The 15,339-nt window shown below is 63.4% G+C and carries 15 protein-coding genes; 14 read left to right on the top strand and 1 reads right to left on the bottom strand.

The window, feature by feature from the left end; genetic code table 11:
* The first annotated feature begins 122 nt into the window (after nt 1-122).
* From infC to WD012_RS05400, 11 genes are all read left to right on the top strand, one after another.
* A complete protein-coding gene (infC, locus tag WD012_RS05450) occupies nt 123-824 on the top strand; it encodes a translation initiation factor IF-3 (protein ID WP_339562759.1) in 702 nt (233 codons plus the stop codon).
* Nucleotides 825-908: 84 nt separating this feature from the next.
* Complete coding sequence (gene rpmI / locus WD012_RS05445; RefSeq protein WP_015450200.1) at nt 909-1,103, top strand: 50S ribosomal protein L35; 195 nt, start codon at nt 909-911, stop codon at nt 1,101-1,103.
* 49 nt (nt 1,104-1,152) lie between these two features.
* A complete protein-coding gene (rplT, locus tag WD012_RS05440; protein ID WP_339562758.1) occupies nt 1,153-1,536 on the top strand; it encodes a 50S ribosomal protein L20 in 384 nt (127 codons plus the stop codon).
* 390 nt (nt 1,537-1,926) lie between these two features.
* A complete protein-coding gene (xerD, locus tag WD012_RS05435; protein ID WP_422614370.1) occupies nt 1,927-2,856 on the top strand; it encodes a site-specific tyrosine recombinase XerD in 930 nt (309 codons plus the stop codon).
* Nucleotides 2,857-2,939: 83 nt separating this feature from the next.
* Nucleotides 2,940-3,779 (top strand): ParA family protein, encoded by an 840-nt coding sequence (locus WD012_RS05430; protein ID WP_339562756.1) that lies wholly within the window; start codon nt 2,940-2,942, stop codon nt 3,777-3,779.
* A 155-nt stretch (nt 3,780-3,934) separates the two neighbouring features.
* On the top strand, nt 3,935-4,660 hold the full coding sequence (locus tag WD012_RS05425; RefSeq protein ID WP_422614369.1) for a segregation and condensation protein A: 726 nt from the start codon (nt 3,935-3,937) through the stop codon (nt 4,658-4,660).
* A 50-nt stretch (nt 4,661-4,710) separates the two neighbouring features.
* Nucleotides 4,711-5,358 carry an SMC-Scp complex subunit ScpB gene (gene scpB / locus WD012_RS05420; protein ID WP_339562790.1) on the top strand — a complete coding sequence of 216 codons (648 nt, stop codon included), beginning with the start codon at nt 4,711-4,713 and terminating at the stop codon, nt 5,356-5,358.
* Nucleotides 5,359-5,505: 147 nt separating this feature from the next.
* The gene (gene typA / locus WD012_RS05415; protein WP_015450206.1) at nt 5,506-7,434 is read left to right on the top strand and encodes a translational GTPase TypA; all 1,929 of its coding nucleotides are present in this window, start codon (nt 5,506-5,508) and stop codon (nt 7,432-7,434) included.
* Between the two features lie 197 nt (nt 7,435-7,631).
* Nucleotides 7,632-8,162 carry an alcohol dehydrogenase gene (locus tag WD012_RS05410; protein ID WP_339562754.1) on the top strand — a complete coding sequence of 177 codons (531 nt, stop codon included), beginning with the start codon at nt 7,632-7,634 and terminating at the stop codon, nt 8,160-8,162.
* Nucleotides 8,159-9,208 carry a prephenate dehydratase gene (locus WD012_RS05405; protein WP_339562753.1) on the top strand — a complete coding sequence of 350 codons (1,050 nt, stop codon included), beginning with the start codon at nt 8,159-8,161 and terminating at the stop codon, nt 9,206-9,208. The genes WD012_RS05410 and WD012_RS05405 overlap by 4 nt, the downstream gene beginning before the upstream one ends.
* Before the next feature lie 101 nt (nt 9,209-9,309).
* Complete coding sequence (locus WD012_RS05400) at nt 9,310-10,398, top strand: prephenate dehydrogenase (protein ID WP_339562789.1); 1,089 nt, start codon at nt 9,310-9,312, stop codon at nt 10,396-10,398.
* 66 nt (nt 10,399-10,464) lie between these two features.
* Here the strand turns inward: WD012_RS05400 and WD012_RS05395 are convergent, their stop codons facing one another.
* Nucleotides 10,465-10,704, bottom strand: coding sequence for a DUF6725 family protein (locus WD012_RS05395; RefSeq protein ID WP_339562788.1), 240 nt, complete (start codon nt 10,702-10,704; stop codon nt 10,465-10,467).
* Between the two features lie 387 nt (nt 10,705-11,091).
* Between WD012_RS05395 and WD012_RS05390 the strand changes: the two genes are divergently transcribed.
* From WD012_RS05390 to WD012_RS05380, 3 genes are all read left to right on the top strand, one after another.
* Nucleotides 11,092-12,093, top strand: coding sequence for a tyrosine recombinase XerC (locus WD012_RS05390; RefSeq protein ID WP_339562787.1), 1,002 nt, complete (start codon nt 11,092-11,094; stop codon nt 12,091-12,093).
* A gap of 353 nt (nt 12,094-12,446) precedes the next feature.
* Nucleotides 12,447-14,084 (top strand): peptide ABC transporter substrate-binding protein, encoded by a 1,638-nt coding sequence (locus tag WD012_RS05385; RefSeq protein WP_339562752.1) that lies wholly within the window; start codon nt 12,447-12,449, stop codon nt 14,082-14,084.
* Nucleotides 14,085-14,396: 312 nt separating this feature from the next.
* Nucleotides 14,397-15,323 carry an ABC transporter permease gene (locus WD012_RS05380; protein WP_339562751.1) on the top strand — a complete coding sequence of 309 codons (927 nt, stop codon included), beginning with the start codon at nt 14,397-14,399 and terminating at the stop codon, nt 15,321-15,323.
* Nucleotides 15,324-15,339 lie beyond the last annotated feature (16 nt).

Raw genomic sequence — 15,339 nt, 5'->3', positions numbered from 1 at the left:
GCAAGACCGTTGCCGCGCGTTCTAGCGGCGGCGAATGGGTGATTCGGCCGATTGGCCGCGTCGCATACGGGTCTTCCATGAACTCACCGCGAACAATCCTGGGGACATCCGCTGAAGGAAATATGAGGATTGGAGTCATCATTAGCGACGAACCACGCATTAACGACGAGATTCGCGTCTCCCAGGTGCGTCTGATCGGCCCGAACGGCGAGCAGGTCGGTGTTATCGCGACGACGGTCGCGTTGAACCTGGCGAAGGAAGCGAACCTTGATCTCGTCGAGGTGGCACCGAACGCGAAGCCTCCGGTGGCCAAGCTCATCGATTACGGCAAGTACAAGTACAACGAGAAGATCAAGGCTCGTGAAGCCCGCCGCAACCAGAGCACCGCCGAAATCAAGGAGATCCGTTTCCGTCTCAAGATCGACGCCCACGACTTCGAGGTGAAGAAGGGCCATGTCATCCGCTTCCTTGAAGGCGGCGACAAGGTCAAGGTCACCATCATGCTGCGCGGTCGCGAGCAGTCCCGTCCGATCGGAGGCGTGGAGCTCCTCGAGAGGCTCGCCGACGAAGTGCAGGACTACGGCACGGTGGAATCCGCGCCGAAGCAGGAGGGCCGCAACATCATCATGACGCTTGCGCCCAAGGGCAAGAAGGTGCATACGCAGTCCGAACAGCGCCGTCGTGGCGCCGAGTCGCGCGCGGAGCGCCAGGCGCGTCAGGCGGCGCGTCTCGCAGCCAAGCAGGAGTCGAAGGCCAAGGCGGCGCAGGCCGCCAAAGAGGCTGTCGCCTCCGTCGAACAGAAGGAAGACAAGCCTTCCAAGTAGGCCAAACGAATGTGTCGGATGGGCTGAGCCCATTCGCCCACGCTATCCAACACGATGTGATAGATGATCACAAGGAGGGCAGCAATGCCGAAGATGAAAACCAATTCCGCCGCTTCCAAGCGCGTCCGCGTCACCGGCTCGGGCAAGCTCATGCACGCCGGCACCGGTATGCGCCACAACCTCGAGCACAAGTCGGCCAAGAAGCGCCGTCACCTGTCCGCCGACGAGGTGCTGGCCACGTCGCAGGCGAAGAAGATGCGCGGTCTGCTCGGTCGCTGAACCGGAGCCCGTAGAGTTTATAGACGAATAGAAAGCTGAGGAAATAACTATGGCACGTGTCAAGCGCGCAGTCAACGCCCACAAGAAGCGTCGCGTCGTTCTCGAGAGGGCTTCCGGCTATCGCGGCCAGCGCTCCCGCCTGTACCGCAAGGCCAAGGAGCAGCTGCTGCACTCCTTCACCTACAACTACCGTGACCGTAAGGCACGCAAGGGTGACTTCCGCAAGCTGTGGATCCAGCGTATCAACGCCGCTGTCCGCGCCGAGGGCATCACCTACAACCGCTTCATCCAGGGTCTGCGTCTCGCCGGCATCGAACTCGACCGTCGTGCCCTCGCCGAGCTCGCCGTTTCCGATCCGGAAGCCTTCAAGACCATCGTCGACGCCGCCAAGGCTGCGCTGCCGGCTGATGTGAACGCGCCGGTCGCCGCCTGAGTGCATCCGCGAGTATAACGGCCGTGCGACATCATGTGGCAGCCTGAATGCCGCTGACCGTTCTCGACGTGCTGCGATGCCCCGACTTCCGTAAGGAGCCGGGGCATCGCCGTATTTCAGCTCGTTGACCGGCATGGTTGTCCGGCAGCGAGCATCCGACAGCAGAAGGCAACAACAACGTGTACCCCCATACCTTTTGCCGACGCCGAGGGGTGTGTGAGCGGCGGCAGACGCGGCGGTGGCTGGGCATCGCGTCTGTGGTGAGGACCTACGCTTCGTCCATGAAACAGGCAATCGCGGTCGTGTTGCCGTGCCTGTACGATATGCAACAGCACAGCAGATGCAATCCGTACAGGAGATGATTGAAGGATGGCCGACAGACCGGACCTACTGACGACACCGCCGTCCGCGCTGCGAGAACAGTTGTCGGCGTTTATGGGGCATATCGCGGTGGAACGCGGGCTTGCCGATGCGACCGTCGAAGCCTACCGGTCTGATCTTGAGCGCTATATCACCTGGCTGGAGGATCACGGCATCCACTCGCTGGACAGGATTCGGCCACAGGACGTGCAGACCTATGCCGAATCGCTTGCCGGTCAAGGCCAGAGTGTGGCGAGCCGTAGGCGTCATCTCGCCAGTATCCATGAATTCCACCGGTTCGCCTTGTCTCGTGGTGCGGTCGCTGACGATGCTTCCGTGAAAGTCCGCGCCCCGAAAGGCGGGTCCCACCTGCCGGACGTGCTGACGATCGACGAGGTCGGCACCTTGCTGGATGCCGCGGCGATGGGCGGCAGCGACGACCCGGTGGTGTTGCGCGACAAGGCGCTGCTCGAATTCCTCTACGCCACGGGCGCCCGCATCTCGGAAGCGGTGGGCGTGGATTTCGAGGACATCGATGTCGATGACCGGCTGGTCAGACTGACCGGCAAAGGGTCGAAACAACGTCTGGTGCCGATCGGCAGCTACGCATGCCAGGCCCTGGAACGGTACACGGCAGTCGGCCGCCCGGTGCTTGCAGACAAAGCCAGGCAGCCTGAACTGCGTGCGGTGTTCCTCAACCGTCGCGGCCGGCGCCTGTCGAGGCAGAGCGCATGGGATGCCGTACGCATCGCCGGGGAACGGGCGCATCTGGCCCGACCGCTGCACCCGCACACCCTGCGGCACTCCTTCGCCACCCACCTGATCCAGGGCGGCGCGGACGTGCGCACCGTGCAGGAACTGCTCGGCCACGCCTCGGTCACCACTACGCAGATCTATACGCATATCGCCCCGGAAACGCTGATCGAGACATATCTGACCGCACATCCGCGGGCGCGGTGACACGGCACTGGGTTGGCCGGGCGAACGTGTTTGTTGACGGTCTTGCCGTACAAGTGGATACGCCGCTTGGTACAGTGAACGGTATGCCTACGGATTTACTGGGACGAGAGTATGAGACGTTTCCTGCGCCACAACCACGCCATGAGCATGGGCCGGCGCGGATTATCGCGATGTGTAATCAGAAGGGCGGCGTCGGCAAGACCACCAGCTCCATCAATATCGCCGGAGCGCTCAGCCAATACGGCCGGCGTGTGTTGATCGTCGACTTCGACCCGCAAGGCGCCGCAACCGTCGGGCTCGGCATCAACGCCAACGCCGTGGAGAATACGATCTACACGGCGTTGTTCGACCCTTCCATCGACCCGCATGACATCATCCAGCATACGGATTTCGACAATCTCGATGTCATGCCCGCGAATATCGACCTGTCGGCGGCGGAAGTGCAGCTGGTCACCGAGGTCGGCCGCGAGCAGATCCTCGCCGGCGTGCTGCGCAAGGTGCGCGACGAGTATGATCTCATCATCATCGACTGCCAGCCGTCGCTCGGCCTGCTCACGGTCAATGCGCTGACCGCCGCGGACGGCGTCATGATCCCGGTCGCCGCCGAGTTCTTCGCGCTGCGCGGCGTGGCGTTGCTCATGCAGTCCATCGAGAAGGTGCAGTCACGCATCAACCCGAATCTGGAGGTCGACGGGGTCCTGGTCACCATGTACACCCGCACCCTGCATTCCGAGGAAGTGCTCCAACGCATCTACGAGGCGTTCGGGGACAAGGTGTTCCATACGGTGATCTCACGGTCCATCAAGCTGCCTGACGCGACGGTCGCCGCCGCGCCGATCACCATCTACGCGCCGAACCACAAGACCGCACAGGAGTACCGTGAGGTCGCCCGCGAGATGGTCGCCAGAGGAGTCGTCGCCTGAATACGACAGTGCACGGCAAGACAGGGCGGGCACTGCCGGAACCCGGGAAAACGGATGGGAACGCGGGTGGCGGGGCTGTCTCGCCCGGCGATCCGGGCGGCGGCTTTTGCGTGAATCTTGACAACTACGCCGGCCCCTTCGACGTGCTGCTCGGTATGATCGCCAACAGGCGGCTCGCCCTGACCGAGGTCTCCCTGTCGGCGATCACCGAGGAATTCCTCACCTACGTGCGCACGCTCGACATCGGGCGCAACATGGACGAGGCGAGTGCTTTCCTGGACGTGGCGTCCGTGCTCATCGAGGCGAAAAGCGCCGCCCTGCTGCCGAGCGACGACAACGGGGCCCGCGATGAGCGCAGCATGGAAGCGCTGCGTGAACGCGACCTCCTGTTCGCCAGGCTGGTACAATACCATGCGTTCAAACAGGCGGCCTGTGATTTCCGTGTCCGGATGCAGGGCAACGCATGCCATCCGCACCCCGGCATCACCGATCCGGCGTTCACCGCGATGCTGCCGCAACTGGTCCGGACGCTTTCGCCGCAAGAACTTGCGCGCCTTGCCGCCACGGCATTGACGAACGCGCCGTTGGAGCATGTGGCGACACACCAGCTGCATGTGCCGTTGGTCGATCTGCACGAGCAGTCGGCGCTGGTGCGGGACCGGTTGCGTGCACTGCCCGCCGGCGAAGGAATGGCGTTCGCCGTGCTGTGCAAGGATGCCCACAGTACGCTCGAAGTGGTAGCGCGCTTTTTCGCCGTCCTGGTGTTCTTCAAGCAGGGGGCGGTGCAATACCGGCAGTCCGGGCCTTTCGAACCGTTGTACGTACGATGGATGCCGGGGCGTGATACTGTCGAACTCGCCTCGCAGGAGGATATGGCATGAACGGGCAGGACCATGGCGATACCGCCGGCAACCGGGACATGGACGACCGGATGCCGCAGCAGCCGCAGCGCGCCGCAAAGCCGGGGCAGCGGACATCATGGCAGGCGGCGGATTTTCCCGGCGGCCTGCCGGCCTGTCTGGAAGCCGTGCTCATAGTGGCGGACGGGCCCCGGCAGGAGATCGACCTGGCGCGCGTGGTGCACTGCGACCCCGGGCGGATACATGACGCGCTGCGGTCCTTGCAGCGCGGCTACGACGGCGACCCGGAGCATGGTGTACCTCCCCGCGGTTTCGCCCTGCGCGAGAGCGCCCGCGGCTGGCAGTTCGTGAGCCGTGAGGAGTTCGATCCGGTCATCCGTTCGCTGGTCACGGACGGGCAGACCGCCAGACTGTCACAGGCGGCGCTGGAGGCGCTTGCCATCATCGCGTACAAGCAACCGGTGACGCGTGCCCAAGTGGCTTCCATCAGAGGTGTCAACTCCGATGGCGTCATCCGCTCACTCACCATACGCGGGCTGGTGCAGGAGCACGGCGCCGACGCCCAGACGCACGCCGCACTCCTGGAGACGACGGGGCTGTTCCTTGAATACATGGGGCTGGATTCGTTGGACGACCTGCCTTCGTTGGCGCCGTTCCTTCCCGCCGACGCCGGCCAGGCGATGCGCGAGGCGGCGGGGGAGCGGTTCGGCGCGCTGTAGCGGCCGCCCGCGCCCTTCCTGCATGGCGATCCGATCTGTCGTGGTCCGCCGGTAATCTTGTGACGGTTTATGTGTAAGCGGTAGGTGGGTGATTCCCGCATCCGAGATCGATACGTAGACAAATCATGCAATTAAGAGAGGTAATTGATGGCAGTTCGCGGTGATATCCGTAATGTGGCAATCGTAGCGCACGTCGATCACGGCAAGACCACCTTGGTCAACGCCATGCTCCAGCAGTCCCATGTCTTCAACGAACGCGAGGAAGTCCCGGACCGCGTCATGGATTCCAACGATCTGGAACGCGAGAAGGGCATCACCATCCTCGCCAAGAACACGGCGGTCAAGTACACCGGTCCGCTCGCCGCGAAGTACGGTGAGCCCGACGGCATCACCATCAACGTGATCGATACCCCCGGCCACGCCGATTTCGGCGGCGAGGTCGAGCGTGGTATTTCCATGGTCGACGGCGTGGTGCTGCTTGTCGACGCGTCCGAAGGTCCGCTGCCACAGACCCGTTTCGTGCTGCGCAAGGCGCTCGAGGCGAAGCTGCCGGTCATCCTGTGCATCAACAAGACCGACCGCCCGGACGCCCGCATTTCCGAAGTCGTCAGCGAATCCACCGATCTGCTGCTCGGCCTGGCGCAGGATGTCATGGAGGAGGGGGTCGACCTTGACCTTGACTCGCTGCTCGACCTGCCGGTGATCTACTGCGCCGCGAAGGTCGGCTACGCTTCCGCCGACCAGCCGGCCGACGGCGCCCTGCCGGACAATGACAACCTCGAGCCGCTGTTCGAGTCGATCATCGCCAACATCCCCGCCCCGCAGTATGAGGAAGGCGCCCCGCTGCAGGCGCATGTCGCGAACATCGACTCCTCCGACTTCCTCGGGCGTCTCGGCCTGGTGCGCGTATACAACGGTCTGCTCGAGAAGGGCAAGACCTACGGCCTGTCCCGCGTGGACGGCTCGATCGAAAACTTCCGTGTCTCCGAACTGCTGCGCACGCAAGGTCTGGACCGTATTCCGGTGGAATCCGCAGGCCCCGGCGACATCGTCGCGGTCGCCGGCGTGAGCGACATCATGATCGGCGAGACCATCGTCGACCCGAATGACCCGCGTCCGCTGCCGCTCATCCATGTCGACGACCCGGCGATCTCCATGACCTTCGGCGTCAACGATTCCCCGCTGGCCGGCCGCGAAGGCAAAGACCACAAGCTCACCGCCCGTATGATCAAGGATCGTCTCGACCGTGAGCTCATCGGCAACGTGTCCATCAAGGTGCTGCCGACCGACCGTCCTGACGCGTGGGAGGTCCAGGGCCGTGGCGAACTCGCGCTCGCCGTCCTCGCCGAGGAGATGCGTCGCGAAGGCTACGAGCTGACCGTCGGCCGCCCGCAGGTGGTCACCAAGATGATCGACGGCAAGATCAACGAGCCGATGGAGAACACCACCATCGACGTGCCCGAGGAGTACATGGGCACGGTCACCCAGCTGCTCGCCGACCGCAAGGGCCGTATGGATTCGATGACCAACCATGGTTCCGGCTGGGTGCGTCTCGAATTCACCGTGCCGTCCCGCGGCCTGATCGGCTTCCGTACCGCCTTGCTGTCCGCCACGCGCGGCACCGGCATCGCCAGCTCCATCTCGGCGGGCTACGCCCCGTGGGCCGGTGAGATCGTGACCCGCCAGAACGGCTCCATGGTCTCCGATCGCGCCGGTGTCGCCACTCCATACGCCATGCAGCGTCTGCAGGCCCGCGGCCAGTTCTTCGTCGAGCCGCAGTCCCCGGTCTACGAAGGCCAGGTCGTCGGCATCAACAACAAGCCTGACGAGCTCGACGTGAACATCACGCTGGCCAAGCATATGACCAATATGCGTTCCTCCACCGCCGACGTGCTCGAAACACTCACCCCGCCGATCAAGATGAGCCTCGAGGAGTCGCTTGATTTCGCGAACGAGGACGAATGCGTCGAGGTGACGCCGGAGGCGATCCGCGTGCGCAAGATCATCCTCAGCCGTGACGAATGGTACAAGTGGCGCGCCAAGCAGCGTCGCCAGAACAACGCGGCAGCCAAGTAAGGCATGACACCGTCTGTGCGCTCGTGACGCGCGAAGACGGTTGACGGTCCGACGCCGTCTGCGCCCGGCATGGTCTGGGTGCAGACGGCGTCACTCGTTTTCGCGATGATGTTTCGCGGTGTCGGTACAAGCGCGAGGGATTCGCCGGTGTGGAAGCAGCAGGGCGTTTTTCGCGGCGGGAAGGCATACTGGAGGGTATGACTTCTTCACCAGCTTCGGGGCGCGACCTGCCATGGTCGCATCGCCAGTCATATCCGGTACGGATGACTATTTCGCTGCTCGCCGGGGCGGCGATCGGCATGGTCGGCACGCTCGCGCATAGGTTGGGCGCTTCCGCGAATATCCCGTATGGTCTGGTCCTGGCATTGCTTATCGTCATGCTGTCTGCATGGTGTGCACGTTCCCGCGCGGGGGCATTGGGATTGGGAGTACATGTCGCCGCCTCCTCGATTGTCGCGTGGGGCCTCGCGGTGGCGCCTCGCGGTTCCGGCGCCCTGACGCCGGTGGGGTTCGGCGATCCTTCGGCGGTCCCGTTCTGGAGTGAGCACGTCGGCATGGTCTGGCTGTACGGCATGATCGTGGTGCAGATCATCATGCTGTGCCTGCCCCGGCGTATGTTCCAGATCACCGTAGACGACGACGCCGAGCCTGCCGCGGCGCCGGCGGATGGCCAGCCGGCGGACGACACGGCTGCCGGACGATCCGGGGAAGGTGCTGATACGCAATGAGCTATGCCACCGATCAGTCGAACCGGCCTGCCGCGCATGATGCGCGGGGATCCGCAGTGTCGCAATCCCGGACGAACCTGTATTATCTCGGTCCGCAAGGCTCGTTCACACACCAGGCGGCGGTATCCGCGAGCCATGCGTTGGCAGGTCTGTCGGCCGGCATCGTCCCGACAGCGGAAAGCACGGTCCCCGAGATCATGACACACGTACGTGACGGTGACGGATGGGGCGTCATCGCGTGGGAGAACAACGTGGAAGGCTACGTTGTACCCAACCTCGACATGATGATCGATGCCGACGATGTGGTCGGGTTCGCGCATGTCGGCGTCGATGTCGCCTTCGATGCGTTCGTGCCCAGCGGAAGCCTCGACCGTGGCGTCACCCCGGGTGAGGCGACCGCGCACCCGCACGGTCTGGCGCAATGCCAGCGGTTCATCGCCCGGCATCACCTCGCCCTGATGCCGGCCACGTCGAATGCGGCTGCATGCCGGGATGTCCGGGACGGCCAAGTGGCGCTCGGGCCCTCGATATGCGGCGAACTGTACCATCTGGACACGCTGGAGCGCGACGTGCAGGATTACCATGGCGCGCGTACGGAATTCCTTGTCCTCGCCCGCCGCGACGACGCCCCCGCCCTGATGGCGCATGCCAAGGCGGACGGGCATACCGAATTCGAGACGATTATCGCGTTCATTCCCCTGAGTACCGGGCCGGGCGTGCTCGCCAATCTTCTGGATGTATTGCGTGACGCCGGACTGAATATGACGAGCTTCATCTCCAGGCCGATCAAAGGGCACGCCGGTACCTACAGCTTTGTCGCCGCCGTGGATGCGGCACCATGGCAACCGCATTTCCGCAGCGTGTTGGCCGAGGTCGTCGAACACGGTGACTGGGTGAAGACCCTGGCGGTGTATCCGCGTCGGGAACGGCCGAACCCTCCGGTCAACGAATGGATGCTCCCGCAGGGCGGAGTGTGTTTCGACCCGCATGCCATTCCTGACGCGTGGGATACGGGAGCCGATGCGGCGAGGGAGCTGCTGTGGTGAGCGAAGAGGATGCCACGCGACGCATCGATTGCGGCACATCGGGTGTCACCGACAACGCGGACGCAAGATCGTGCACGGCAGATAACACGGTTACACAAGACATGACGGACTCAGCGGATACGGAACAAGGACGGGAGACAGGCACGATGACAGGAAAGACGGGCATGACGGTCGGCATTGTCGGATTGGGGCTGATCGGCGGCTCACTGGCGAGGCATCTTGCGTCGAACGGGTGCCGGGTCGTCGCGTGGAACCACCGCCCGCACCCTTATGAACAGGCCAGACGGGACGGCATCGCGTGCGTGGATACGCTCGAGGAGCTTGCCGGGCATCCCGGTGCCCGCCCCGATCTCATCGTGCTGTGCAATCCGCTCAAAGCCATGCCGGATATGTTGTCCCGGCTCGCCCCGCTGATTGACCGTACCACGACCACGCTGACGGATGTCGGCAGCGTGAAGGCCTTGGTGCGACAGCAGGTTGTCGCCGCCGGATTGGGGGACTGCTATGTGGGCGCCCATCCGATGACCGGCACCGAGCGTTCCGGCTTCGAGGCGTCCGATCCCAGACTGTTCGACCATGCCCTGTGGGCGATCACCGTGGATGCGTCCACGGATTACCGGCGGTTCCTCACTGTGGCACGCATGATTACCGAGGGGTGTTCCAACCGGTGCATCGTCATCGATGACGGGACGCACGACCGTGCCGCGGCGCTGATCTCCCACATGCCCCATGTGGTGGCCACCGCGTTGATCAACGAGCTGACCGATAACCCCGACCGCAATATCGCCGCCGCGCTCGCCGCCGGATCATGGCGCGACATGACGCGTGTGGCGTTGACCGACCCGCAGCGCACGCGGGCCATGGTCGACGAGGACGCCGAGAATGTCGAGGCACTGTTGCGGCATATGGCCCACCGTCTGGTTGCAGTCGCCGACGCGTTGCGCGACGGGGATGATGCGGCGATCGGCGGGTTTTTCGCGTACGGCCAGCCGTTCCGCGATTACAAGACCGCGTGCGCCCAAGACGGGGCGTCAGTGACTGCGGATATGCCGCTCGCCCCGGCATCGTGGCGTGGACAGCTGCTCGAATCGGCCCGTCGCGGCGAGCACGTGGTGGCATGGCGTTCGGACCGCGTCGCCGTGGTCGAGCGCAGGCCGGCGGTTACTGTCCGGCAAGCGGACCAAGAGTGATCGAAAATTGATGACGAGGTGATGGGTTCGGCCGCGGAAAAGCCGGTATCATCGGCGATACTCGGCTCAACGCCTGATAATGTCAGGCCGTTCGGGGACAGGTTTGAGCCGTACGATGCGATCGGCTCCGATGCTGACCTGTTCTTCGGGCCGTGACCCGTTTGCCGCCGCGTCGCGCGTCATCTCTAGGGTGTTTCCGTCCCACTGTTCAACATGCCCAACGTAATCACGGTAGGTCATTCTGCCGGTGCGTGGGTCGATACCCGCCTTCGTGCGGACGACAATACGCGCGCCGCGTGGAATCACGCGGGGAAGTGCCGGTGCCGTGCCCCCGTCACCGGCGGCGGACGAGTCGCACTGCCCATGTCCCGCCGGTGCATCGCCGGTGTTCCGCGCTTTGTTCTGTGGCTTTGGTTGTGGAACGATGAACATGGTCTCCTCACTTGCTGGGGTTTCGCCGCATGACCTTGCCCTGCGGTGAATTGCCGTGGACGCCCGGACATGTCGTCGTGCCCATCTTATGGCCGTATGACCGATTGTGCATCTGCGCATGCCCGCCGCCGCGTACCATGGCAAATAGCATGGACGACCAGGAACGAGCCGACGGAAAGGGGTGCGCAGATGGAAGAACGTACACCGGGTTCGCGCCGGTCCGGTGGCGAGACGGACGGCATGGGGCGGTCCTCGTCGCAGATGGAGCAGCTCGTAGGCGACCAGATCGTCGCGGTCATCGACGAGTTCCTCCACGGTCTTCGCGTCAACCGCGCGGCCAGCGACAATACGCTCAAAGCGTATCGTATCGATGTGCTTGACTGCCTCGCCACCCTGCATGTCCATGGGCTGAAAGCGCTCGACGAGATCGATGTCGATGACTTGCGGGCGTGGATGAGCAGCGAAAGCATCCGTGGATATGCGCGTTCCAGCATGGCACGGCGAACCGTGGCGGTCCGGGGATTCTTCCGCTGGGCGCAAGACCAGGGGTTGATCGGCGGCGATCCTGCCGCCATGCTGATGACGCCGAAGATTCCGTCCGTCCTGCCTGCGGTGTTGACCGAGGCGCAGGCGAAAACGCTGATGGATGATGCGGACGCATCCACGCAGCGGGGGAGTGCGCCGGCAGGGCAGACGCGCCAAGGACGACAAGGCAAGGAATACGAGCAGGAACCCGCGGGCCAATCGTCTGCGGATCTCGCGATTGCCGTGCGCGATGCGGCGATGATGGAACTGCTGTATGCGACGGGTATCCGTGTCGGGGAGCTCGTCGGCATCGATATCGCCGACATTGATGTCCCTCGGCGGACCGTCCGCGTCACCGGCAAGGGCGACAAGCAGCGGGTGGTTCCCTTCGGCGCCCCCGCGGCGCGGGCGTTGGCCATGTGGCTGCGGCAGGGACGTCCGTCGCTGGCTACCGGCGGATCCGGTGACGCCGTGTTCCTCGGACGCCGGGGAGGCCGGATCGACCAGCGGGTCGTCAGGCAGGTCGTACATCACAAGGCGCGGGAAGCCGGCGTGCCGGATATCAGCCCGCACGCCCTGCGGCACAGTGCGGCCACGCACATGCTGGACGGGGGAGCGGACCTGCGAGAAGTCCAGGAGATGCTCGGGCATGCTTCGCTGCGCACGACCCAGCGGTACACACACGTGTCGATGGAACAGCTCAAGGAGCGGTATCGGCAGGCTTTCCCGCGCGCATGATCGGCGGCAGGTCCCATGCCTGACGCAGGATGCCGTGCTGCTGCGCTGGTAGAGAAGAAAATTTACATAATCGTAATAATGATAGCGGAAACATCGGCGTTTCGGAATCCCGCGATGATGCTGGGTACGCTAGGGGAAGCTGGTATTTTCCTTGCGAATATAGGGGTTCAGACAGCCTCGTCGCGACGGGCCGTCGACATCGGGCGCCGTTGCAGGATGCGGGTGCACGTTGCGTCTTGTCCGTTCAAAGGGTAAAAATGAATGGGTTCAGCGACGAGGTTGGGGCGAAAGCCCCGCCTCGTTGTTTTTTGGGGTTGTTCCCCGACCAATAACACACACAGGAGAAAAACAATATGAAGAAGAAAGCTATTGCGCTGATCGCGGCGGCATGCTCGCTCGCGATGGCGCTCGGCGGCTGCGGCTCGTCGTCATCTTCGACTTCCGGTTCGTCCAACGGCGGCAAGGTCATCATCACCGCGTTCGGTTCCGAACCGCAGAACCCGCTCATCCCGGGCAACACCAACGAAACCGGCGGCGGCCGCCCGATCGAACTGCTGTTCGCCCGCCTGGTGAGCTTCGACAACAAGGGCAACGCGAAGAACGAGGTCGCCCAGTCCATCAAGCCGAATTCCGACTCCAGCGAATACACCATCACCCTGAAGAAGGGCTGGAAGTTCACGGACGGCACCCCGGTGACCGCCGAATCCTTCACCAAGGCGTGGAGCTACACCGCGAACGCGAAGAACGCCCAGAAGTGCGCGTCCTTCTTCTCCACCATCAAGGGCTATGACGACCTGCAGAAGGACGGCCTGAAGGGCGACGAGCAGCTCTCCGGCCTCAAGGTCGTTGACGACTACACCTTCACCGTCACCATGAACCAGCCTGACGCCACCTTCCCGGTCAAGGTCGGCTATGAGGGCTTCTCCCCGCTGCCGGAATCCTTCTACAAGGACCCGAAGGCCTTCGGCGAGAAGCCGGTCGGCAACGGCCCGTACAAGTTCTCCAGCTGGGATCACAACAAGCAGATCGTGCTGGTCAAGAACCCCGACTACAAGGGCAACGTCAAGGTCAACAATGACGGCGTGACCTTCAAGATCTACACCTCCACCGACTCCGCCTACGCGGACGTGCAGTCCGGCAACCTCGACGTCATGGATTCCGTGCCGTCGACCGCGACCAAGACCTTCCAGTCCGATCCGAGCGTCGAGGCGTACAACAAGGCCGGCTCCGTGAGCCAGACCTTCACCATCCCGTCCGACCTCGATCACTTCCAGACCACGACCGAGGAAGGCGTGCTGCGCCGCCAGGCCATCTCCATGGCCATCAACCGCAAGACCATCGTCGACAAGGTGCTCGGCGGTGTCGGCACCCCGGCCAAGGAATTCACCTCCCCGATGACCCCGGGCTACTCGGACTCGCTCAAGGGCGAGAGCAACCTGGAGTACAACCCGAAGAAGGCCAAGGAACTGTGGGCCAAGGCCGATGCCATCTCCAAGTATGACGGCACCTTCACCTTCTCCTACAACGCCGACGGCGGCTCCAAGGCCATCTGGGACGCTGTGGTCAACCAGCTGAAGAACAACCTGGGCATCAAGGCCGCCACCAACCCGGTCCCGACCTTCCAGGAGTTCCGTACCGACGTGTCCAACCGCTCCATCAAGGGCGCGTTCCGCACCGGTTGGCAGCCTGATTACCCGTCCCCGGAGAACTACCTGTACCAGCTGTACGATTCCGCTGCGGCAGACAACCAGGGCTCCAACGACGGCGACTACAAGAACGCCGCCTTCGACAAGCTCATGGACCAGGCCTATGCCGCCACGAGCACCGATGCCGCGAACAAGATCTACCAGCAGGCCCAGGAAATCCTGCTCAACGATCTGCCGGCCATCCCGCTGTACTACGGCAACGCGTACGGCGTGGCTGCCAAGGGCGTGAAGAACTTCACCATGAACTGGCAGAACCAGCCGGTCTACTCGGAGCTGTCCAAGTGACGGCACGCCGATAGGCCGCTGATATACCACGAGGGCGCATGACATGGAATCCCTGTCATGCGCCCTCGTCGTATCAAACCTCATATTATGCGAAAAAGCTATGTTTCGGTGCCGTTAACGTCCGGTATGCGGAAATGGCCGTTGGCGTACGGCGGATGCCTGACAGGAGAGGGCAACCGCGGTTTCAGGCCTCGCCCAGATGACGATGGGGCAGACGTGGGGTAGACTATCGTAAGTATTTTGTGGCCGATGCGCCGCCATGCCCGGACAGGGCCCGGTGCGAACGGCCGAAGAGCAATAAGGAGCAACCCTATGGGCAAATATCTTCTGCGACGCATTCTGCAGATGATTCCCGTGGTCCTTGGCACGACCCTCCTGGTTTATGCTCTTGTCTTCGCGCTGCCGGGCGACCCGGTGAAAGCCATGTTCGGGGACAAGCCGGTCAACCAGGCGGTCGCGGCCCAGATCCGCGCCGAATACAACCTTGACAAGCCTTTCATCATCCAGTACCTGCTGTTCCTCAAGAACGCGCTGACCCTCGACTTCGGCAACACCTTCGCCGGCCAGCCGGTCATCGACGAGATCGGCCGCGCCTTCCCCGTGACCATCAGGCTCGCGTTGATGGCCTTCGTGTTCGAAGCGGTTTTCGGCATCATCTTCGGTATCATCTCCGGCCTCAACAAGGGCCGCTGGGGTGACACCGTGATCCTGGTCATCTCCCTGCTGCTCATCTCCGTGCCGACCTTCGTCACCGGCTTCATCATGCAGTATCTTGTCGGCGTCAAATGGAGGCTGCTGCCCGTCACCGCCGGCAACGACCCGGGCTTCGTGGACCTGCTCATGCCGGCCATCGTGCTCGGCTCGGTGTCCATGGCCTACATCATCAGGCTCACCCGCGGCGAGATCTCCTCGAATATGAACGAGGACTATGTGCGCACCGCCCGTGCCAAAGGCATGGGTCGCCGCCAGGTCTTCGTGCGCCACGTCCTGCGCAACTCGCTGATCCCCGTGGTCACGTACCTCGGCCAGGATCTCGGTGCGCTCATGAGCGGCGCGATGATCTCCGAAACCATCTTCAACGTGCACGGCATCGGATACCTCACCTACCAGAGCATCCTCAAGGGCGAAAGCAACATGGTCGTTTCCATCGTCACTCTGCTGACCCTGATCTTCGTCGTCACCAACCTCATCGTCGACCTGCTGTACGCGGCGCTTGACCCGCGCATCCGGTACGCGTGAGAGGAAGGAAGGGATA

Source organism: Bifidobacterium thermophilum, assembly GCF_037482445.1.
Classification (GTDB): Bacteria; Actinomycetota; Actinomycetes; order Actinomycetales; family Bifidobacteriaceae; genus Bifidobacterium; species Bifidobacterium thermophilum_B.
This window is presented reverse-complemented; position numbering and strand designations above follow the sequence as displayed.